The sequence below is a fragment of the Massilia atriviolacea genome, from assembly GCF_003953935.1.
In the GTDB taxonomy this organism is placed as follows: Bacteria; Pseudomonadota; Gammaproteobacteria; order Burkholderiales; family Burkholderiaceae_D; genus Telluria_A; species Telluria_A atriviolacea.
Genome location: NZ_RXLQ01000016.1, coordinates 12,479 through 33,480, shown reverse-complemented (window position 1 = coordinate 33,480; position 21,002 = coordinate 12,479). Strand labels below are relative to the sequence as shown.

Annotated in this window: 22 protein-coding genes; 10 read left to right on the top strand and 12 right to left on the bottom strand. The window is 66.6% G+C overall.

Translation table 11 applies throughout. The features are described from left to right. Positions 1–155 precede the first annotated feature (155 nt). Positions 156–638 (top strand): hypothetical protein, encoded by a 483-nt coding sequence (locus EJB06_RS24705; RefSeq protein ID WP_229427269.1) that lies wholly within the window; start codon positions 156–158, stop codon positions 636–638. Positions 639–693: 55 nt separating this feature from the next. Continuing rightward, the gene (locus tag EJB06_RS24700; RefSeq protein ID WP_126076686.1) at positions 694–1,581 is read left to right on the top strand and encodes a hypothetical protein; all 888 of its coding nucleotides are present in this window, start codon (positions 694–696) and stop codon (positions 1,579–1,581) included. Here the strand turns inward: EJB06_RS24700 and EJB06_RS24695 are convergent. Continuing rightward, positions 1,578–1,898 (bottom strand): hypothetical protein, encoded by a 321-nt coding sequence (locus EJB06_RS24695; RefSeq protein WP_126076685.1) that lies wholly within the window; start codon positions 1,896–1,898, stop codon positions 1,578–1,580. The two genes, EJB06_RS24700 and EJB06_RS24695, sit on opposite strands and share 4 nt — an antisense overlap. Before the next feature lie 112 nt (positions 1,899–2,010). Between EJB06_RS24695 and EJB06_RS24690 the strand changes: the two genes are divergently transcribed. Next, the gene (locus EJB06_RS24690; protein ID WP_126076684.1) at positions 2,011–2,478 is read left to right on the top strand and encodes a hypothetical protein; all 468 of its coding nucleotides are present in this window, start codon (positions 2,011–2,013) and stop codon (positions 2,476–2,478) included. Between the two features lie 7 nt (positions 2,479–2,485). Here EJB06_RS24690 and EJB06_RS24685 read toward each other — a convergent pair whose 3' ends face one another. From EJB06_RS24685 to EJB06_RS24670, 4 genes are all read right to left on the bottom strand, one after another. After that, a complete protein-coding gene (locus tag EJB06_RS24685) occupies positions 2,486–2,995 on the bottom strand; it encodes a gluconokinase (protein WP_229427268.1) in 510 nt (169 codons plus the stop codon). A 346-nt stretch (positions 2,996–3,341) separates the two neighbouring features. Further along, complete coding sequence (locus EJB06_RS24680) at positions 3,342–4,157, bottom strand: M48 family metallopeptidase (RefSeq protein ID WP_126076683.1); 816 nt, start codon at positions 4,155–4,157, stop codon at positions 3,342–3,344. A 9-nt stretch (positions 4,158–4,166) separates the two neighbouring features. Further along, complete coding sequence (locus EJB06_RS24675; protein ID WP_126076682.1) at positions 4,167–4,622, bottom strand: YbjQ family protein; 456 nt, start codon at positions 4,620–4,622, stop codon at positions 4,167–4,169. 4 nt (positions 4,623–4,626) lie between these two features. Beyond that, the gene (locus tag EJB06_RS24670; RefSeq protein WP_126076681.1) at positions 4,627–4,941 is read right to left on the bottom strand and encodes a YbjQ family protein; all 315 of its coding nucleotides are present in this window, start codon (positions 4,939–4,941) and stop codon (positions 4,627–4,629) included. A 598-nt stretch (positions 4,942–5,539) separates the two neighbouring features. On the opposite strand from EJB06_RS24670, the gene EJB06_RS24665 reads away from it, so the two are divergent. Together EJB06_RS24665 and EJB06_RS24660 are read left to right on the top strand one after the other, a co-directional pair. After that, complete coding sequence (locus EJB06_RS24665; protein WP_229427267.1) at positions 5,540–8,293, top strand: TonB-dependent receptor; 2,754 nt, start codon at positions 5,540–5,542, stop codon at positions 8,291–8,293. Positions 8,294–8,306: 13 nt separating this feature from the next. Continuing rightward, positions 8,307–9,413 carry an SMP-30/gluconolactonase/LRE family protein gene (locus tag EJB06_RS24660; protein ID WP_126076680.1) on the top strand — a complete coding sequence of 369 codons (1,107 nt, stop codon included), beginning with the start codon at positions 8,307–8,309 and terminating at the stop codon, positions 9,411–9,413. Here EJB06_RS24660 and EJB06_RS24655 read toward each other — a convergent pair. From EJB06_RS24655 to EJB06_RS24650, 3 genes are all read right to left on the bottom strand, one after another. After that, positions 9,382–9,597 (bottom strand): hypothetical protein, encoded by a 216-nt coding sequence (locus EJB06_RS24655; protein WP_126076679.1) that lies wholly within the window; start codon positions 9,595–9,597, stop codon positions 9,382–9,384. The genes EJB06_RS24660 and EJB06_RS24655 overlap by 32 nt on opposite strands. A 108-nt stretch (positions 9,598–9,705) precedes the next feature. Beyond that, positions 9,706–9,873, bottom strand: a complete 168-nt coding sequence (locus tag EJB06_RS32055) for a hypothetical protein (protein ID WP_164558033.1) — start codon at positions 9,871–9,873, stop codon at positions 9,706–9,708. Further along, positions 9,870–11,006, bottom strand: coding sequence for a PepSY-associated TM helix domain-containing protein (locus EJB06_RS24650; protein WP_126076678.1), 1,137 nt, complete (start codon positions 11,004–11,006; stop codon positions 9,870–9,872). Before EJB06_RS24650 ends, EJB06_RS32055 begins: the two co-directional genes overlap by 4 nt. Positions 11,007–11,139: 133 nt before the next feature. On the opposite strand from EJB06_RS24650, the gene EJB06_RS24645 reads away from it, so the two are divergent. Beyond that, the gene (locus tag EJB06_RS24645) at positions 11,140–13,335 is read left to right on the top strand and encodes a TonB-dependent receptor (protein ID WP_126076677.1); all 2,196 of its coding nucleotides are present in this window, start codon (positions 11,140–11,142) and stop codon (positions 13,333–13,335) included. Between the two features lie 6 nt (positions 13,336–13,341). Here EJB06_RS24645 and EJB06_RS24640 read toward each other — a convergent pair whose 3' ends face one another. Continuing rightward, positions 13,342–14,031 carry a hypothetical protein gene (locus tag EJB06_RS24640; protein ID WP_126076676.1) on the bottom strand — a complete coding sequence of 230 codons (690 nt, stop codon included), beginning with the start codon at positions 14,029–14,031 and terminating at the stop codon, positions 13,342–13,344. Positions 14,032–14,169: 138 nt separating this feature from the next. Between EJB06_RS24640 and EJB06_RS24635 the strand changes: the two genes are divergently transcribed. Next, positions 14,170–14,973, top strand: coding sequence for an alpha/beta fold hydrolase (locus EJB06_RS24635; RefSeq protein WP_126076675.1), 804 nt, complete (start codon positions 14,170–14,172; stop codon positions 14,971–14,973). A 5-nt stretch (positions 14,974–14,978) separates the two neighbouring features. Further along, positions 14,979–16,553: a hybrid sensor histidine kinase/response regulator gene (locus EJB06_RS24630; RefSeq protein ID WP_126076674.1), complete on the top strand. Its 1,575-nt coding sequence runs from the start codon at positions 14,979–14,981 to the stop codon at positions 16,551–16,553. A gap of 179 nt (positions 16,554–16,732) precedes the next feature. Here the strand turns inward: EJB06_RS24630 and EJB06_RS24625 are convergent, their stop codons facing one another. The 3 genes from EJB06_RS24625 to EJB06_RS24620 are packed head-to-tail and all read right to left on the bottom strand — an operon-like array spanning position 16,733 to position 18,652. Then, complete coding sequence (locus tag EJB06_RS24625) at positions 16,733–17,686, bottom strand: TAXI family TRAP transporter solute-binding subunit (RefSeq protein ID WP_126076673.1); 954 nt, start codon at positions 17,684–17,686, stop codon at positions 16,733–16,735. A 19-nt stretch (positions 17,687–17,705) separates the two neighbouring features. After that, positions 17,706–17,858, bottom strand: coding sequence for a hypothetical protein (locus EJB06_RS32050; protein ID WP_164558032.1), 153 nt, complete (start codon positions 17,856–17,858; stop codon positions 17,706–17,708). A gap of 2 nt (positions 17,859–17,860) precedes the next feature. Continuing rightward, a complete protein-coding gene (locus EJB06_RS24620) occupies positions 17,861–18,652 on the bottom strand; it encodes a hypothetical protein (RefSeq protein ID WP_126076672.1) in 792 nt (263 codons plus the stop codon). A 383-nt stretch (positions 18,653–19,035) separates the two neighbouring features. Between EJB06_RS24620 and EJB06_RS24615 the strand changes: the two genes are divergently transcribed. Further along, the gene (locus tag EJB06_RS24615; RefSeq protein WP_126076671.1) at positions 19,036–19,578 is read left to right on the top strand and encodes a hypothetical protein; all 543 of its coding nucleotides are present in this window, start codon (positions 19,036–19,038) and stop codon (positions 19,576–19,578) included. Between the two features lie 154 nt (positions 19,579–19,732). Further along, positions 19,733–20,983 (top strand): tetratricopeptide repeat protein, encoded by a 1,251-nt coding sequence (locus EJB06_RS24610; RefSeq protein ID WP_126076670.1) that lies wholly within the window; start codon positions 19,733–19,735, stop codon positions 20,981–20,983. Positions 20,984–21,002: the final 19 nt, after the last annotated feature.

Genomic DNA, 21,002 nt, shown 5'->3' with positions numbered 1-21,002 from the left:
GAAACCGAAACTATTGTCATGCATACTGTTTGCTGCCCTGCGCTGCATATCAGAAGCGATTCCCCGGCAAGCAAGGCTCTCTGATCGACCAGTGCGCAAACAGGTACCGGCTGGCCCGGCGCCTTCCCCACGACGTATGAAACAGGAGAAGTAAATTGACCAAATCACTCTTTGCTCTGCTTTTGTTGTCCCAGTCGCTGTATGCCATCGCTTCGGAACAATCGACCTGCACCGCCAACAAGGGCTCGTACATCACCGGCACCGTCGTCAGCGCACCCAAGTTCGCCTCCGCATCGACCACCATCGAGGGCGTGAAGCTGACCCACACGCGCCTGAACCTGCGCGCCGACCAGGACGGCAAGACCTACGACGTGGCCATCGGTAATGTGTATGCGGTCGACCATGTGAAAAACGCATCCACCATGCCGCCTTCGCTGGCCGCCATCAAGGTCAACGAACGGCTCGGGCTGTGCGGCAAGAAATACACCAGCGGCACCGGCATTCACTGGGTGCACAGCAATTGCGGCGACGTGCCGACCACCTCGGCGCCGAACGGCTGGGTCAAGGTGATCGCCGCGTCCGGTTCCGTCAGCGCCAGCAAGACGCGCAGCCAGAACTATTGCTACCTCTGGGATTGAAGCGACGGCGCCGCGCGCCGCCCTGCGCACGGCGCCGCCAACGTAGAATGCACCGATGAATGCACGCCTGCCCCTGTTGATCTGTCTCGGCCTCGGCGCCGCCGGCCTGGGTAGTTGGCTGGCGGCCGGCTTGCGCGCGCCCGATGCCGACGTTGCGGCGGCACCCGTGCAGCCCGCGCCCGCGCCGGCCGCCGCGCTGGCACAGCCGCGCTGGTTCGCCTCCATGCCCGCTGCGGCCGATCCCGGCCCCGGCCAGCCGGCCGTGAAAAAAACACCTGTGTACGGCCGCAACGGCCGCGTCATCGACCTCGGCGGCCTGAACGTGGCCCAGTACGTCGGCAAGCACATCGCGGCCGCGCGCAGCGGCGACCCCAAGGCCGCCTACGCTGTGTACCAGGCCGAATCGGTGTGCGCCGCCAACGACGACCCGGTGGCCGACTATGCCGATCCGGCCGACCTGGCCGCGTTCCAGGCCGAGCGCAAGGAACTCGCGGCCCTGTGCGCGGGCATGTCGCCGGCCCAGGTGCAGGAACGGCTCGGCTTCCTCAACCTGGCGGCGCGCTCCGGCAACAAGGCCGCGCAGATCGATATATATATGGAAGGCCCGTACGGGCGCAGCGTGGACCTGGCGCACAATCCGGACGACCCGATCGTCAAGCAATGGAAGGACGACGCGCTGGCTTACCTGAAGCAGGCCGGCGACCAGTGCGACCATTTTGCGCTGGCGCTGCTGTCGACCGTGTATGACGCCGGGGAAATTACGGCGCGCGATATGCGCACCTCGATGGCGTACAGTATCGCCGCCGCCATCCCCAGGCAAAAACCGGTGACCCGGGAACAGTTGCGCGAACGTTTTGGCGAAGAGATGTCGGCCGACGAGTTCAGCGGCGCGCTGGCGCTGGGCGAGCAATTGGGCAGGCAGGCCTGCCCGGCCACCCCTTAGCGGCTGTCCTTGACCGCGATATTGACCAGCGTCTTGCCGTCGGCGCCGACCTGGCAGATGGCCAGCATGGACACCGCCGTGCCCAGCGCGTCCTTGGCCGAGAATGTGATCGCGACCTCCATCTGGCCGTTGGCGCCATGCTTGACCGGGGTGGGCGTGTCGCCGAGCCAGGCGATCGACTTGGGATTGGTGGCGCGCGCTTCGATGGTAGCGCTGCAGGTGCGGCGCGCGGCCGCTTCAAGCGGCGTATCCGGTACGCCTGGCTTGCCGCAGGCCGCCAGTGCCAGGATCAGTGGTAGCAAGGTCAGTTTGTTCATCATGTCCCCGTGAAGTCGCAAAATGATACATGAGGCGTGCGTGCACGGGCAAGCAGCGCCGTTGCACGCTAGAATTGCAATTTAACCAAGTCGGCCACCAAGCCTCCTCCTCATGAACCATGTCCTGACCCGCGGCCTGCTCGCCGCCGCACTCGCCGCCCTGTGCGCCGGCGCCCAGGCGCAAACCCCGGCCGCCAGCCCGCAGGCGCTGGCCGAGCTCGCCAAAGCCGCGCCGCATCTGGTCGCCGCGCTCGAATGCAGGAAGAAGCTGGTCTATACGGACGCGGTCAAGGTCTTCATCAAGGATCCGAACAGCTTCGACGAGGTGGTCCTGCCGGCGCCGCTGACGGTGTTCGGCATCAAGACCAGCACCATCAACGTGACCGAAGACGACCAGAACGGCGGTGGCGGCTACAACGCCAGATTCACCGGCCTGTCGCAAAAGGACGCCGCCAGGGCGGCCAGGGTCAAGGGACCTGGCTACAAGCGCCACGTCAAGGGCGGCGGCATGATCGAAGTGGGCACGACTGGCAATGCCGCGAGCTACATCGCCTGCATCTACGGCGCCGGAGAAGGCTGAGCCGGCGTTACTGCCGGTCGAGGATGCGCGCCACCTGCAGCGCCGGCGCGCTGCCGATGTCGAGCAGCACGCCGGCTTCGTCGGCCTGCAGCGGTTCGAGGTCGCGCAACTGGCTCTCGAGCAGCGACGGCGGCATGTAGTGGCCGGCGCGCGCCTGCATGCGCGCGGCGATCAGCTCGCGCGGGCCGTCCAGGTGGGCGAAGCGCAGCGCCGGGTCGCCTTCGCGCAGCAGGTCGCGGTAGCGCCGCTTGAGGGCCGAACAGGACAGCACCAGGCCGGTGCCGCGCGCCCGCGCTGCGGCGATCCGCGCTTGCAGCGCCAGCAGCCAGCCGGCCCGGTCGGCGTCGTCGAGCGGCGTTCCGGCCGACATCTTGGCCACGTTGGCGGGTGGATGGAACTGGTCGCCCTCCACGAAGGGCACGGCGAGTTCCTGCGCGAGCGCTTGTCCGACCGTGCTCTTGCCGCAACCGCTTACCCCCATCACCACCCAGCGAATCGTGTCACCCTTGCCGACCATCGTGCCTCCCAAAAGTTAGCGCTAACATCAGGACTCGGAGTCTAACGGACTGCACGGATTTGTAAAGACCTTTTGCCATGCATGCGGGCGCGGTTCGGGTACGCGTCCACAGTTGCAAACAAATTCTGTGGATAAGTATGTTAACAAGCTGCGAGCGAGGACGACAAGTCCTTGCTTTTAAAAGGAAAAGTGGCACTGCCCGCTTTTAGGGCACTGTGGACAGTTGCTGCCGAGCTGACAGTTGCGAACAGAATCTGTGGATAAGTTTGTTAACAAGCCTGTCGCCATCACGCTAAGTCCTTGCTTCTAAACAAAAAACAGCACCTGCGTGCTTTTCGGGCAGCGTTCAGGGCGCGGGCGCCAGCGGTGTCAGCGGCCCAACCTTCATGCCGCCGGCGCGGATGGCGGCGTCGATCGCGTCGATGCGCTGCTGCATGGCCGGATGCGAGGCGACGTAGTGCGACAGGCCGCTCGGGTCGGCGTCGCCCTCCTTCAGCGAGGCAAACAACTCGGTCGCGCCGCCCGCATGGCCGTAGCGGCAGTTCAGGATGCGCAAGGCGGCCGCGTCGGCCGCCGCCTCGCGCGTGCGCGAATAGGTGGCGTCGCCCAGCTTGCCGACCGGCGCCAGCAGTTCGCTCAGGCCGGAATCGCCACCGGTCAGCAGGGCCGACACGCCGAACAGCACGATGCCGCGCCCCAGCGCCCGCAAATGGTCGCGCTGGGTAATGTGCGACAGCTCGTGGGCCAGCACGAAGGCCAGGCCGTTTTCCGACGTGACTTCATCGAGCAGGCCGGTGAAGACGACGATATTTCCGCCCGGAAGAACCGCCGCGTTGGGCGTCTCCGACTTGTGCAGGCTGACATTGGCCGGCAGGCGCAGCCCGGCGCAGGCGCGCATGCTGTCGACCAGCGCCTGTACCTGGCGCTGGCGGGCCTGCTCGGCCGCTTCGGTGGGGATCGGCCTGGACGGCAGCAGCGCGTACAGTTGCGCCTCGCTCTCATGGTCGAGCCGCTCGACCACCGTGTCGACCGCCAGCGCCAGCATCCAGAACAGCAGGGCCGCACCGGCCAGCAGCCACAATCCGATCACGACAAAATCCTTCAGCGGATGCTGGGTGGAGATATTGTCGTTGTGCTCGGGCAGTGACGGCTGGTATTTCATGATGCGCTGTTACTTCGCGAAGTAGATCGCGGTGCCGTAGGCCAGCACTTCGACCGAGGTCACGCTGCCTGGCGCCTTGCCGGAGATAGACATCGCTTCCAGCCGCAGGTTCACGATCTCGTGCGCGTTGGGGCAGCTTTCCTTCAGGCGCAGCACGGCTTCGCGGCGGGCGCGGTCGATCAGCGTTTCGTGCGAGGTGACGGCGCCGCCGATGAAGGAGCGCAAGCCCAGCACGGCCTGCTTGAAGTAATCGATGGAGACGACCACGTTACCGTACACCAGTTCGCTGCGTTCGACCGGACGGGCCGGGTCGAGCAGGGTCTTGAGCGAGGTCGAGGGCAGATGCAGCCAGGCTTTTTCGCGGCGGTGGATCGATTCGTAGTGCCTGGCCTCGGCGGCGCGGCCGAAGACATAGCCGACCACGATCAGCACCAGCCAGAATCCGATGATGGCTAATTCGAACATCGCATCAGCCCACGGTGACGGCGGTGCCGTACACGTAGATTTCGGCGGCGCCGGCAGCCACGGACGAGGTCGAAAAGCGCACGTTGACGATCGCGTTGGCGCCCATCTGCTTCGCCTGCGCCTGCATGCGCTCGATGGCGCTGTCGCGCGATTCGTTGAGCAGCTCGGTATAACCCTTGAGCTCGCCGCCGACGATGTTCTTCAGGCCGGCCATGATGTCGCGCCCCACGTGCTTGGCACGCACGGTGCTGCCCGAGACCACGCCGTGACAGGTCACGATGGTTTTGCCGGGAATGGTTTCTATATTCGTCATCAACATGAGTTACTTTCCTTGCTACTTTAAATGGACGTTAATTATAGTTGCAATCCTGCCAATCCGACAGGGTTTCCTCGGTTTCTCAAAGCCGGGGCGCGTATGCATGGCGGGCGAAAACGCAACAGTATCGCTCCCCTGGCCCACCCCTGCCCCGGCGGCCCGCACCGGCCCATGCAGCGCGCATGCACCCGCTGTTGCGGGCGCGCCGCGATGCCGGCGCCTGCCGCGCAAGCCATCCCATGCTGATGCGCGCGCCGGCCTGCCGCTAGCTGGCCCATGAAACTATTGAGCTTTTGCCACGAACTGCGTACAGTGGAAAGCTTGTTAAATACTCACATGCGCGTCAGACAGCAATCATCTTGACCTACAAATCGTCTTTTTCCGCTCCTGGCGACCGGCTTTCTGCCAGCGGCAGCAGATTTCCCAGCGCCATACCGGCTTGCAGGCATTCCTTGCTGGGCACAGCTGCCTTGGATTCCCGCCTGTGCGGGCAGTACTGTCGGGCAGTGCCAGGAAAAGACGACTGTCAGTATCGTGGCCAACATGGCATTCCTCAACGCCATTCTCGCCGCAATTCCCTCATCCCCACGGAGCCTCCAGCATGCGCAAGCAAGATCGCCAGAATCGTCAATCCATCCCTGTTTCACGCATGACGCGCGCGGTGCGCCTGGCCTTGCACGCGGGCGCTTGCGCCGGCCTGCTGGCCCATGGCGCCGCCTCGGCCCAGGCCAGCGAGGCGCCGATTCCCAAGGTGGAGATCACCGGTTCGGCCATCAAGCGCATCGTCACCGAAACGCCGCTGCCGGTGCAGATCGTCACGCGTGAAGAGATCGAGAAGACCGGCGTGACCACCGCCGCCGAACTGATGGCGCGCATCTCGTCGAACGTGGGCGGCCTGACCGACGGCGCCAGCATCAACGTCGGCGGCGACCAGCGCGGCTTCAACAGCGCCAACCTGCGCGGTATCGGCACCTCGTCGACCCTGGTGCTGCTCAACGGCCGGCGCATGGCCAACTTCGCCTCGCCCGGCGACGAGACAGGCGTCGACCTGAACAATATCCCGGCGGCCGCGATTGCCCGCGTCGAAGTGCTGCTCGACGGCGCCTCGGCCCTGTACGGCACCGACGCGGTCGGCGGCGTGATCAACTTCATCACGCGCAAGGATTTCAGCGGCGTGGAAGTGAACGCCTATGCGCTCGGCACCAGGGAAGGCGGCGCCGGCAAGCGCGCCGCCACCCTCAGCCTGGGCACGGGCGAGCTGGAAAAGGACGGCTACAATGTGTTCGCCGTGGTCGACGTGCAGGCTACCCAACGCCTGAACACCTCGCAGCGCAAATTCATCGGCGAACTGCAGATCCCGCAACGGCTCGGCCATCTGCTGTCGAGCTTTACCAGCCCGGCCAACATCCGCCTGACCTCGACCCAGCGCGACCACCTGCAGGAAACCGGCTTCCTGCTCAACGGCCGGCCGATCACCAACCGCCAGATCAACCTGTCGATCCCGAACTGCGCGCCGCCGGCCAATCTGTACCTGCCTGCCGGCACCGGCGGCGTCGACGCCTGCACCTACGACTACATGGGCGACACCGAGCTGTACCCCAAGTCGAACAAGCAGAACCTGCTCAGCCGCGGCGTACTCAAGCTCGGCGCCGATGCCCAGGCCTACGCCGAAGTGGCCCTGAGCCGGTCGCGCACCAATTATGTCGGCTCGTCGGCGCGCGTGATCGGCTACATCGATTACCGCAAGATCCCGGCCCTGGCGAATACCGGGCTGGACCAGCTCGACGACGACATCCCCGGCGAAATCGAACTGCGCATGCGCCTGAACGAAGCCGGCATGCGCGCCAGCGAACTGACCAGCGAGAGCCAGCGCTTCGTGGTCGGCGTGTCGGGCGTGGCGGCCGGCTGGGATTACGATGTCGGCTACAACCACAGCGTCAACACCGTCAAGGACAAGGACACGCACGGCTACGTGCTGTACGACCAGCTGCTGGCGGGCATCGCGGACGGCCGCATCAATCCCTTCGGCCCGTCCGGCGCGGAAGGCAAGGCGCTGCTCGACAGCATCCAGGTCAACGAGGTGGTGCGGCGTGCGCGCGGCACCATGGATTCGCTCGACTTCAAGGCCTCGCGTTCGCTGATGAAACTGGCCGGCGGCGACCTCGGCGTGGCGGTGGGCGCCGAAGCGCGCCGCGAGCGCACCGATTTCAATCCATCGGCCCTCTTGATGAGCGACAACATCAACAACGATCCCGCGCCCGAAGGCGGCAAGGCCACCAGCGACCAGCGCAAGGTGTACGCGGTGTTCGGCGAAGTGCTGGCGCCCTTCACCAAGGAATGGCAGGGCCAGTTCTCGGCGCGCTACGACCGCTACCAGCAGGTGGGCGGCGCCCTGAGCCCGAAAGTCGGCCTGGCCTACACCCCGAACAAGGCGCTCACGGTGCGCGCCTCGGCCGGCAAGGGTTTCCGCGCGCCGTCCATGTCCGACCTGTACCGCCCGACCGTCTACAGCGCCACCGCCACCCTGCCCGATCCGGTCTACTGCGCCACCGTCGAAAACAATTACTCCGACTGCGCCGACAACTGGGATACGCGCCGCTACAGCAACGTCAACCTGAAACCGGAAAGCAGCCGCCAGGCCTCGGCCGGCATCGTGATCGAGCCGAACAAGCACTGGAATGCCAGCCTGGACTACTGGAAGATCAAGCGCACCGACCTGATCAGCGAAATCGGCGACGACATCATCCTCGGCAACCTGGGCAAGTACGGCAGCCTGGTGCACCGCGACGAAGACGGCCTGATCGACTACATCGAGCTGCACAAGGAAAACCGCGGCGCCCAGGTCGCCAGCGGCCTGGACCTGGTGCTCAACCTGCGCAGCGCGAATACCGGCCTGGGCCGCTTCGGCGCGCGCCTGAACGGCACCTATGTGCTCGATTCGAAGATCCAGACCGGCAACGGCGACCCGTACATCAGCAACCTCGGCAAGTTCGTCACGGACAGCGTGGTGCAGCGCTGGCGCCACACGGTCAGCCTGGACTGGGAACAGGGTCCGCTCTCGGCCACCGTGTCGAACAGTTTCTCGGCCGGCTACGACGACCAGAACTCGGCCATCAACGTCGACAACGGCACGGTGGTGGCGGCCAACCGCGTGAAGGCCTACTCGCTGTGGGACATGTCGCTGGCCTACGAATGGGGCAAGAACCTGAAGCTGCGCGCCGGCGTGCAGAACATGTTCGACAAGGCGCCGCCGTATTCGAACCAGGCCAACTTCTTCATCTCCGGCTACGACCCGAGCTACACCGACCCGCGCGGACGGCGCTTCTACGGCAGCGTGAACTACGCCTTCCGCTAGGAAGGTGCGGCGCATGCTGTGGCTGCCCGCGGCCGGCACCTTGGCGCTGGCCTTGTACATGGGCCTGTGGCCGGTGCCGATCGACCCGGTCGCCTGGGACGCGCCGGCCGCGCCCGGCTATACGGGTGCGCACGCCGTCAACAGCAAACTGGCGAACGCGCGCCGCATCGACCTGCATGGCGAGGTCGGGCCGGAACACGTGCTGGCGGGGCCGGACGGCAAGCTCTACACGGGCCTCCTGAGCGGCAACATCGTGCGCATGCAGCCCGACGGCAGCGGCCAGGAAGTGTTTGCCGCCACCGGCGGGCGTCCGCTCGGCATGGCCTTTGCCGCCGACGGCAGCCTGGTGGTGGCCGACGCCATCAAGGGCTTGCTGTCGGTCGCGCCCGGCGGCCAGGTGTCGGCGCTGGGCGACGGCCAGGCGCGTTTCCTCAACGCCGTGGCCATCGGCGCCGGCGGCAAACTCTACGTCACCGAATCGTCCACCCGCTTCCTCCCGGCCGTCCATGGCGGCACGGTGGAAGCGGCCATGCTCGACGTCATGGAGCAGTCGGCCACGGGGCGGGTGCTGGAATACGATCCCGCCAGCAAGGCACTACGTGAGGTCGCGCGCGGGTTCTCGCTGGCCAACGGCATTGCCCTCAGCGGCGATGGGACGAGCCTGTTCGTCAGCGAGAGCGGGCGCTACCGCGTGTGGAAGATCGCGACGGACGCCGACCGGCTCGACGTGGGCACGCCATCGGCGCAGGCGCAGCGACTGTTCGACAAGCTGCCCGGCTATCCGGACAACCTGACGCGCGCGCCGGACGGCAGGCTGTGGCTGGGCTTCGGCGGTCCGCGCAACGAGCTCGACAAGATGGCGCGCACGCCTTTCCTGCGCAGCATGGTGCTGCGCATCCCGCGCTTCCTGTGGGCCGCGCCCAAGCCGTACGGGCATGTGATGGCCTTCAGCGAAGACGGCAAGGTGCTCGACGACCTGCAAGACCCGGGCGGGCAGTCGCCGCTGACGACCGGCGCCACCGACATCGGCGCCCGCCTGTACATTCACAATGCCGACGGCAACACGCTGGACTGGCTGGAACGCAGCCCTACTTCCGCTGCCGCAGGTACTGGAAAGTAAACGCGAACACGAAGAACAGCGCACCGATGGCGGCGCCGATCTCGGGCGCCCGGCTGCCGTCGAACCAGTCGGGATGGCTGCGCGACAAGGCGGCCACCAGCAGGCCGCTGACATAACCGCCCGCCGCGCCCAGGGCGGTGCCGAACAGCACCAGCACGGCCGGCAGGATGGTCAGCAAGCTCATGATCGTCTTAATCGGCAACTGGCGCCGTGGCGCCGGGCTTGTTTCGTCGTCCTGCATCGGGCGCTTTCGGTGGGCAAAACCGATATCATACCGGCAATTCTCCAGCAGCTAGCGCTTCAGGCAATACCATCCGCACGCCAGCACCGGCACGCCGAGGGCAACGGCCGACACCAGGTCCAGCCAGCCATCGCCCAGCAATGCGGCGACCAGTCCGATGCAGGTCAGCACGGCGAACACGATGGGCCAGCCCCACATGCGCAGCAATGGCGTCTTCATGGCGCACCCGCAGCGACGGCGGCATCGCCCTGGCGCTGGCGGCCGGCCCCGCCCGGGCGCTTGAGCCACAGATACAGGCCGCTGCCCAGCACCACGATGGTGGCGATATCGAACAGGGCCCACCACACCTGCATCCACACGCCCCCATAATCGCCGAAATGCAAGGGCTGCGAAATCAGCAAGCCGGTCAGATACCATGGCAGGTCGCGGCTGTCGGTCACCTTGCCGGTCACGGCATCGACCAGCACCGGCTTGTACAGGCGCGCGGTCAGCGGCTCCTTGCCGTGCATGAAGACGCCATAGTGATGCGGGCTGGAAAATGCCGTCCCCGGCCAGGCGATGAAGCCGACCTGCATGCCGGGTTCAAGCTGGAGCGAGGCGTCCACGCCCGGCTGCAAGGGCCCCAGCGTGGCCGGCGGCGGCAACTGCCTGTAGGGGGCGATCATCTCGGCCAGCTGGTCGTTCTGCCAGTACTTGAGCAGCAGGTCGGCCCAGGTATTGATCACGCCGGTGGCGCCGACCACCAGCGCCCAGGCCAGGGTGACGATGCCGAGCAGGTTGTGCAGGTCCAGCCACTTGAGGCGGCTGGCGCGCCCGCGCCGCACCGTGCCGAAGTCCAGCTTGCGCATGAAGGGCGCGTACAGCACCGTGCCCGACACCAGCGCGACCAGCAGCAGCACCCCCATGAAGCCGAGGAACAGCATCCCGTACAGGCCGGCGTACAGGTCCGCGTGCAGGCGCAGCATGACGTTCATGAAGGTGCCTTCGAACTTGTTTTCCTGGATCACCCTGGCAGTGCGGGCATCGACCGCGATCGATTTGAAGCCCGGATCGAGGCGGTCCTTGCCGATCGTGAGGTGCCAGATCCTGTCGTTATCGGCTTCCTGCGACATGTATTGCATCACCATGCCCGGATATAGTGCCAGCCCGGCCGCGATCACGGCATCCAGATTGGCCTTGGGCGTGCCGGGCGCCATCTCGGGCGCGACGATTTCATTGCCCAGCAATTCGTCGATCTGGTGGTGGAAGATCAGCGGCAGGCCGGTCAGGCACAGCAGCAGCATGAAGATGGTGCAGACCAGGCTGCTCCACTTGTGAATCCAGGCCCAGCGGCGGACAGTAAGGGGTGTCATGACGATGCGCCGGGCCGGCCTCCTGTTGGATAAACGCGAATGATAATGCAGATCATTCTCAATTGCCAGACTCGTTTCCGGCAAGGCAGATTATAATGGGAATCGTTTCCATTTAGATCATTGACACTCTGCCATGCACCGACTTCACTTCGTCCCTACCCCGTTCGCCCTCGCCGCCTTCCTGCTCGCCAGCAGCGCCGCCCACGCGCAGACTGTCGCCGCCGATGCCGATGCGGCCATCCCGACCGTCACCGTGACCGCCTCCGCCGATGCCTCGGCCAAAGGCTTGTCGCGCGCGTATGCCGGCGGCCAGGTGGCGCGCGGCGGGCGCATGGGAATCCTCGGCAATGTGGACATCATGAGTTCGGCGTTCAGCAGCACCAGCTACACCCAGCAGTTCATCGCCGACCAGCAGGCGCGCAGCGTCGGCGACCTGCTGCAAAGCGATCCGGCGGTGCGCCTGTCGCGCGGCTTCGGCAATTTCCAGGAAGTCTATATGATCCGCGGCTTCGCGCTCGACTCCGACGATGTCGGCTACAACGGCCTGTACGGCGTGCTGCCGCGCCAGTACGTTTCGCCCGAACTGCTGGAGCGGGTCGAAGTCTTCCGTGGCGCCAGCGCCTTTCTCAACGGCGCGGCCCCGGGCGGCAGCGGCAACGGCGGCGCCATCAACCTGATGCCCAAGCGCGCCGGCAACGCGCCCCTGACCGAAGCGACGGCCGGGCTGGAAAGCGGCGGCCACGCCTACGCGGCTTTCGACCTGGGCCGCCGCTTCGGCGACCAGCAGCAATTCGGCGTGCGCATCAATGCCGCCAAGCGCGGCGGCGAGACCAGCGTGGCGCGCGAAGAGCACACCGTGAGCATGTTCTCGGTCGGCCTCGATTACCGCGCGCGCAACGTGCGCCTGTCGGCCGACGTGGGCTACCAGGATTTCGACCTCGACGCGCCGCGTCCGAGCGTCGGCACGGCCGGCGTGACTGCCATCCCCGCCGCGCCCGACGGCGGCAGCAATTACAGCCAGCCATGGAGTTTTTCCAAGGAGCGCGACGTGTTCGGCACCATGCGCGCCGAAGCCGACCTCGGCAACGACCTGACCGCCTGGGCCGCCTTCGGCACGCGCTCGACCAGGGAATCGAACAGCCTGGCCGAGCCGGCGCTGTCCTCGCTCGACGGCAAGGCGAATGTCTACCGCTTCGACAATGCGCGCAAGCAAGAGATCCGCACCGGCGAGTTCGGCCTGCGCGCCAAAGTGCGCACCGGCCCGCTCGCGCACGCGCTCGTGGCCAGCTGGTCCGGCCACTGGAACGAGGCAAAGAACGCCTATGCGATCAGCAACTTCGCCGGCTTTCCGACCAATATCTACCGTCCGGTCGACGCCATCGCACCGGCGCCCGACTTCTTTACCGGCGGCGTCATGAGCGACCCGCGCCTCACCCAGAAAACCATCCTGACCAGCTACGCCCTGGCCGATACCGTTTCCCTGCTCGATGACAGGCTGCTGGTCACGCTGGGCGCGCGCCGCCAGACCATCAAGGATGCGGGCTTCGCCTACGGCACCGCGCAGCAAACCTCGCAGTACGACGACAGCGCCATCACGCCGGTGGCCGGGCTGGTGTACAAGGTCGATGAGCGGGTGTCGGTGTACGCCAACTATATCGAGGCGCTGGTCAAGGGACCGGTTGCCAGCGGCAATATCGCCGGCGGCGGCCAGGTCGCCAACCTGGGCGAGGTCTTCGCGCCGTACAAATCGAAACAGAAGGAAGCCGGCGTCAAGCTCGATGGCGGCAAGCTCGGCATGACCGCCGCCGTGTTCACGACCGACAAGCCCCTGCTCGCCGTCCAGGGCCAGCTGGCCGGCCTGTTCGGCACCCAAACCAACCGCGGCGTGGAATTGTCGGTGTTCGGCGCTCCGCTGCGCGGCGTGCGCGTGCTGGGCGGCCTGACCCTGCTCGACACCGAGCAGAGCGACACCGGCAATCCGGCCCACAACGGCAAGCAGGCGATCGGCGCGCCGAAGACCCAGCTCAACGCCGGCGTCGAATGGGATGTGGCCGGCGTGCGCGGCCTGAGCCTGAACCTGCGCACCCTGTACACCTCGACCCAATATGCGGACCTGGCCAATACCAAGCAGGTGCCGGCCTGGACCCGCGTCGACATCGGCGCGCGCTATCTGACCAGCATCGGCGAGCGCACCCTGACCCTGCGCGCTAGGATCGACAATGCGGCCAACCGCAATTACTGGGCCTCGACCGGTTCCTCGTTCGACGCCGGCTACCTGGTGGCGGCGACCCCGCGCACGGTGGTGCTGTCGGGCAGCCTGGCGTTCTGACGCGGACTAAGAGCCTGTCTCAGTATCGGGGCAGCTGCGCTGGGGGTGCCAATTCCAGGCGCCGCCGGTCTTGACCAGCTTGACGCGCCAGGGCGGGTTCTTGCCGGCCAGGCACTGCGCCTGCGCGCTGAACTCGCCGCTCGCTTCCCAGCGCTGCTGCGACAGCTGGGCCGCCTTGTAATCCGGCTTGGTGGGGTGCGGCAGATAGTCGCCCCCTCGCCAGGACTGGCGGCCGTCGAGCGCGTAGATCGCCCATGTCGACGCGTCCCTGCCGTTTTCCTGCGAGGTCGCAAAATAGGCGCGGCGGTCGGCCGAAAACAGCACGGCGTCGCCGCTGACGGTGACCTTGCCCGTCGCCTCGTTGACCAGCTTGCCCGTGAACTCGTCGCCATCCGCATGGGCCAGCAGGATGAAGCCTTCCCTGCGTTCGCAAAATTCATAGCGCTCGCCGTCGAGCGGTTCGTCGTAGGGCGGCTTGTCGGCAAAGCGCAAGGTCTTGCCGGCGGCGGCGACCTGCAACACATGCGTCGACTGCCGTTTGACCACATCGACAGCCATCGCCTTGATGCGCTGCGCTTCCACGCCGGCCCGGCCGGTCTCGCCGCACTTCAGTGCCAGATTGGCCGCCTGCGCCGCTCCGGCGGCCAGCATGCTTGCCGCCAGCACGGCGCCACATTGTCGAAGATGCTCGTTCACTTGATTCCCCCTGTTGATCGGCCGCGTCGATGCGCGATCCGCAATTATGCAGCATGGTGCAGTGCAAACCGGAAGCCGTTGCTATAATCGGCGCCTGCGGCGACCATCCTGCCGCTTCATCCACGCGAAAGAGACGGCATGCACATCGAACACCGCAACAACGTCAAGGTGCTCGGCCGCGGCCCGGCCACACTCGTTTTCGCACACGGCTTCGGCTGCGACCAGTCGATGTGGCGCTTCCTCGTGCCCTCGTTCGAAGAACGCTACCGGATCGTGCTGTTCGACTCGGTCGGCAGCGGCGCCTCCGATCCGGCCGCCTACGACCGCGCCAAATACGACACCTTGCACGGCTATGCCGACGACCTGATCGAGATCGTCGACGGCTTCGGCCAGGGCCCGGTGGTGTTCGTCGGGCATTCGGTGGCGGCCATGGTCGGCGTGCTGGCGAGCATCAAGGCGCCCGCGCTGTTCGCCGCCCAGGTCATGGTCAGCCCGTCGCCCTCGTACATCGACGATGGCGACTACATCGGCGGCTTTACGCGCGACGATATCGAGGAACTGCTCCAGACCTTGCACGACAACTATCTCGGCTGGTCGAGCAATATGGCGCCGGCCATCATGGGCGCGCCGGACCAGCCCGCGCTGGGCCAGGAACTGACCAACAGCTTCTGCCGCAACGATCCCGAGATCGCCGCCCATTTCGCGCGCGTGACCTTCCTGTCCGACCACCGCGCCGACCTGCCCAGGTCGGCCACGCCGGCCCTGATCCTGCAATGCACGGACGACATGGTCGCCCCGGTCGCGGTGGGCGAATACATGCAGCGCACGATGCCGTCGAGCGTGCTGGCCCTGATCGACAATATCGGGCATTGCCCTCACATGAGCGCGCCCAGCGCCAGCACCGATGCGATCCAGTCCTTCCTGGCGCGCACCCTGACCTGACCCGCATGCAGGCCCTTCCCGCGCCCGAAGACACGTTCGCCGACGCCGCCTGCGGCCTGATGCTCACGGACACGGCGGGCACGATCCTGCGCAGCAACCGCACGCTGCCGGACTGGCTCGGCTATACCGAAGCCGAGCTGACGGGCGGCATGCGGCTGCAGGACTTGCTCAGCGTGGGCGGACGCCTGTTTCACCAGACCCATTGCGCGCCGCTGCTGCAGCTGCAAGGCTCGGTCAGCGAAGTCCAGGTCGACCTGCTGCGCAAGGACCGCAGCCGGGTTCCGGCCCTGATCAATATCGCGCGGCGGCGCACGGGCGACGGCCTGGTGGACCAGGTGGCGATCTTCATCGCCAACGACCGCCGCGCCTACGAACGCGAACTGCTGCGCGCGCGCGCGGCGGCCGAGGCGGCGCTGGCGGCCCAGAGCGGGGCCGAAGCGAAGCTGCGCGAAGCGAACGAACAATTGTCGCTGGCCGACCGCCGCAAGGACGAATTCCTGGCCACCCTGGCGCATGAGCTGCGCAACCCGCTGGCGCCCATGCGCAGCGGCGCCGACCTGATGAAGATGACCATGGCCGCCGACGCGCCGCAGCGGCGCATCGTCGACATGTTCGACCGCCAACTGCGCCACATGTCGCACCTGGTGGACGACCTGATGGAAGTGGCGCGCATCAGCCAGGGCAAGCTGGTCCTGCGCTGCGAGCCGGTGTGCCTGGGCCAGATCGCGCAGGCGGCGGTGGCCGATATCGGCGCGCAGGTCGGCGCCGCCGGCCATGTGCTGACGGTGACCGTGCCCGCCGCGCCGCTGACGGTGCACGGCGACCCGACCCGGCTGGCCCAGATGCTGGTCAACCTGCTGACCAATGCCTGCAAGTACACGCCGCCGGGCGGGCGCATCGGGCTGGACCTGCGCGAAGACGATGGTGCGGCCGTGATCGCGGTCAGCGACAGCGGCATCGGCATTCCGCCCGAGGCGCTGGAGCGCGTGTTCGAGATGTTCTCGCAGCTCGAACCGGCGCTCAAGCGCGCGCACGGCGGGCTGGGGATCGGCCTGGCCCTGGTCAAGGGCCTGGTGGAACTGCATCACGGCACGGTGCGCGCCAGCAGCGCCGGGCCGGGAAACGGCAGCACCTTCACGGTGCGCCTGCCGCTGGCGAGCCAGGCCGCCACGGCCGCCCCCGCGCGCGACGCCATGGCAGAACGCAGCGGCGCTGCGCTGCAGGTGCTGGTGGTGGACGACAACCGCGATGCGGCGCAGATGCTGGCGGCCGTGCTCGACCTGAGCGGCTACCGCAGCGCCATCGCCCATTGCGGGGAACAGGCCGCCGGCTACCTGTGCGCGCATCCGGTGCATGCCTGCATCCTCGATATCGGCCTGCCCGATATCGACGGCTACGCGCTGGCGCGCCGCATCCGCGCCATGCCGCTCGACCGGCAACCGCTCCTGATCGCCCTCACCGGCTGGGGCCAGCCGTCCGATGTGGATGCCGCCCTGGCGGCCGGATTCGACCATCACCTGTCCAAGCCGGTCGAATTGCCTGCCCTGCAGCAGCTACTGGCCGGCGCCGGCACTGGCTGAGATCGCGCACAGCGGCAATCGCCGTTCCGGCTGAGATGAGCGTCACTTAGCATCGTCGTCCTGGCTGATATGACAGCCACTTAACTTCGTCGTCCCCGCAAAGGCGGGGACGACCGCTTTCAATCTTGGGACCAAAGCGATCGGGCGAAAAAACCCGCCGGCGCCGACGCGTGGCCGCCTCACTTGCGCTTGGCCGCCACGCCCGCAAAGCGGGTCCACTCGACGTTGCCGTCGAAGGATTTGATTTCGTTCCAGCCCGGTTCGAAGTCGCCATCCTTGAGCTCCAGCAGTTCGCGTTCCAGCAGCTGGCGCAGGGCCGCCACGTCGCCCACCTTGCTGCCGCTGAAGGGGCGCGTGACCAGCACGTTCTGCACCGCCAGCGCCTGCACGTTGTAGACGCCGATGTTCTTGTAGCTGAACGGGCGCACGCTGTACGGGCTGCTGGTCGGGACATCGAAGCCGGCCAGGGTCAGGCCGCTGTTGGGCGCCAGGCGGCTGATCTGGCCGTGCGGCCAGCCGGCTACCGAGAAGGCGGCGTAGGCTTCGCCGGAGCGCACTTTCTGGAAGGCGGCGGCGTCGCTGTCGACGTCGATGTAGCGCATGTTGTAGCCCAGCAGCTTGTCGAGCTGGCGCACCATCAATTGCGCCGAGCCGACCAGCGCCACCGGCGCGCCGCGCAGTTCCGACATCTTGGTGATGCGCACATTGCGCATGTCGCCCTTGAGCACCCCGTACTTCTTCGGCCCCTCCAGCATGAAGCCGTTGGCCGCCGTGACGATATGCAGGTAGTTGCTGTTGAGCGAAGCGACCACCAGCAGCGAGGCGATGCTGGCGTCGCCCTCGGCCATCTTCTTGAGCGCATCCATCGGCACGATGCCGACGTCGGCCTTCTTGATCGACAGCGTGGTCAGGTTGTCGAGGCCGCCTTCGGTGTTGACTTCGCACAGCGGCACCGTGTTTTTCGACACCCGCACCAGGTCGGCGTACAGCTTGGAGTAGCCCTTGCCGGCCGGGCCGGTGGCGACCTTCAGGCCCTCGCAGGCAGCCGGCGGGGCGCCGTCGAGGCGGGCGGCGTGGGATGGCAGTGCGCAGAAGGCCAGGGACAGCATCAGGGGGATCATCTTGGTTTTCATGGTGTTTCCTTTTTTATAGTTAGAAATTGAAGTTCTTGTTGGTCTGCTGCTCGGCACCGGCCGGTTGCGCCGGCGCGGCGGTTGGTTCGTGTTGCGTCGAGATGAAGGCGGCGGCCAGGACCAGCACCAGCACGACTGCGGTGCCGCCCCAGCGGATGAGTTTCCAGAACATGATCAGCTCCTTGCCGTTTCGGTGTTGTCGATCCGGATCGACGCCAGGTCGATCGTCATGCCGTCCTCGAAGGACAGCGTCGATGTCCTGCTGAGTTTTTCGGCTTCCATTTCGAGCTCCGAGAACACCTGGTTGAAGTTGTCGCGCACGCTGTCGAAGGCTTCGTCGGCCAGCATCTGGTTCAGCAGTTCCTGGCCGCTGGTGGCGTTCAGGTTCTGAAGCGCGGCCTGGCCGGCCTGGCCGAAGCGCCATTCGAATTTCTTGTCCTCGACCACCTCGCTCAGCTGCACCAGCGCCAGCTCGGCATTCTTGTATTTGACGACCAGCACCACGTGCGCTTCGCGCATCGCCTTGACCGCGTTTTCCTGGCGGCTGGCGTCGTAGCCCGGCTTCTGCCGTTTGCGCTCCTCAATCATGTCGCTCATGCTTTTGATCTGCGCCCCGATGCGCACCACCGACTGCTTGAAGGCGACCACGCGCTGGCGCTTTTGCATCAGGAAGTTCTGCAACTGTTCGATCGGGTTGGCGCGCGCCTCGGCCTTGCGCGCCGCCAGCAGGCGGTTTTCCAGTTTCTGCCCGAGCAGCGGCAGGGCCTGGAACAAGGCCACGCCGGCGCCGCCGATCAGCGCCAGGGCCAGCAGCCCCAGGCCGCCGCTGACGGCGCCCCAGATGAAGGGCGCCAGCGCGGCCAGTGACAGCACGGCGCCGGCGATGGCCGCGATGCGCAGCGCCAGCACCTGCTGGCGGCCGCCGAGATTGAAGATGACGCTGTCTTTCTTGCCGGGGGTGTTCATAAAGGCTCCTGGTGGGTGGGATGTCGGGCTCTGAGGCCGGTAGTCGGGGCGAAAAAAAAGGCATCCGAGGGGATGCCTTTTGATGTCGCCATAGTGCAGGGAATTCAGGGAAGGCGCGGCGGGAGGGGGACTGTCGGGCGCTGGACGCATCCGCATGCTGCGGGGCTTGGTGTTGTTTTTGCTGTTACCGATCATGGAGACCGCCTTTATTGTTGTTTTTATGGGTCCCACTCTAGCGGCGAAATATGACGGCTTGATGACAGGATGCGACCCGGTCACGCCACCGGCGGCGCGGTAGAATGGCGGGAACAGCAACGGCCCCCGCGCTCGCCCCGAATGCGGACCGATGATGTCCCCACGCTCCACGCGGAAAGACGAGCGCCATGCACATCAGCCAGCATCCCACCCATACCCTCGACTTGCGCGTGCGCGAGTTGCGCCAGTTGTTCAACTCGCTCGACCCGGCGCCCTTCCTCAACAAGGACCTCGACCGCGCCTGCGAGGCCTACATCGAGAACTGGGCCCTCGCCCTCCCCCACGACAGTCACCTGCACCTGACCATCCACGTCGACGAACCGGCCTCGGCCAAGGAAGCGGGCGACCTGGTGAGCGACGCCATCCATAATTATTACGGCTACAAGATCGAACTGGTGCGGGGCGAACTGCGCCAGCTGCTGCGCGTGGGTCGCCTCAGCCTGGGCATCGGCCTGGTCTTCGTCGCCGCCTGCCTGTTGCTGGCCGAGGCCATCACCAGCCTGATCCCCGGCCCGACCGCCAAGATCGCAAAAGAAAGCCTGACCATCATCGGCTGGGTGGCGATGTGGCGCCCGGTGCAGATCTTCCTGTACGACTGGTGGCCGCTGACGGGGCGCATCAAGGTGTTCGAAAACCTGCGCTTTGCGCGCGTCAGCGTCGTGCCGGCATGACCGTCCATACTTGTTGCAATTGAGCATCGCCACTCGGGCGCACGAGCAACAACACTTCCGGCAAGCCGGGCAATTTAAGACATAATCGACGCTCCAGTGTCCGGCGGCCGCATGCGCATGCCGCCGCTTTCCCCACCACGACGTCCGGGTTGTCATGCCGCTTTCCTCTCGCCTCATCCTGTGTGTCCTTCTCGCCGCCAGCCTGCAGGCGGCGCCCGTGGCGGCCGCGTCCTCCGGGGACGCCGCCGAGCTGGAGGCGATCCGCACCCTCTCGCGCAGTTCGACCCCGGACGCCCTGGCGCGCCTGGAGGCGCTGCGGGCGCGCGTCGGCAAGGATGCGCCCTACCCGCTGCGGCGCGACCTGCTGCGGACCGAGGTGCAACTGCGCGAAGACGCCGGCCAGCTCGAGCGCGCCTACGCCCTGGAACGCCAGGCGCTGCTGCTGGCGATCGACAACAACGATCCCGTGTTCGCGGCGCGGGCCCGGCTGGGCGCGGTGCGCCAGTTGCTCGACCAGAACCGCACCCACGAGGCCCAGGATGCGCTGGCGGAAATCCGCGCCGGCTTGCCGGCCAATCCGCCGCCGATGCTGCGCATTGCCCTCGACAGCGCCGACGGCGACGCCTTCAACGCCAAGGCCCAGTTCGACAAGGCGCTGGCATCGTACCTGCAGGCGCTCAAGCTGCTGCAGGACGACCGCCGCGCCGATGCCGGTGAAGAGCGCGCCCACCTGATGCGGCGCATTGCGCGCGTCTACATCAATATCGACAACCCGGCCAAGGCGATCGACACCACGCGCCAGGCCCTGCTGGAGCGCAATGTGCCGGCGCGCACGACCGGGCGCCTGCATTTCACGCAGGGCATGGCCCTGCTCAAGCTGGGCCGCGACAAGGAAGGCCTGGCCGCTTTCGAGAGCGCCCTCGACACCGCCGTGCGCGGCGGCCTGACCGGGCTCGAAGCGGGGGTACGCGGCAACATTGCCGATTATTTCCTGCGCCAGCACGACTACGCGCGCGCCGAACGCGAAGCGCGCCTGGCCCTGGTCGCGTCGGAGCAGGTCAAGGACGCGAACTTGATCCTCATGGCCAAGGCCAACCTCGGCTTCGCGCTGATGGGCCAGAAGCGCTTTGCCGACGGGCTACCCTACGTGGACGCCGTGATCGCCGCCCTGGACCAGGCCGGCGCCAGCACCGACGTGGCCGCGATGCTCGACGAAAAAGGCCGCATGCAGGAACAGGCCGGCCAGTACAAGGAAGCGCTGGCGACCCTGCGCCGGCAGCAGGCCGTGCAGCAGAGCGGCGAACGCGCCGCCCGCGACAAGGCCGTGGCCGCCTTGCAGGAAGAATACGAGGCCGGCCAGCGCACGCGCCAGATCGCGCTGCTGCGCCGCGAAAACCAGGTCTAGGATGCCGACCTGCGCAGCC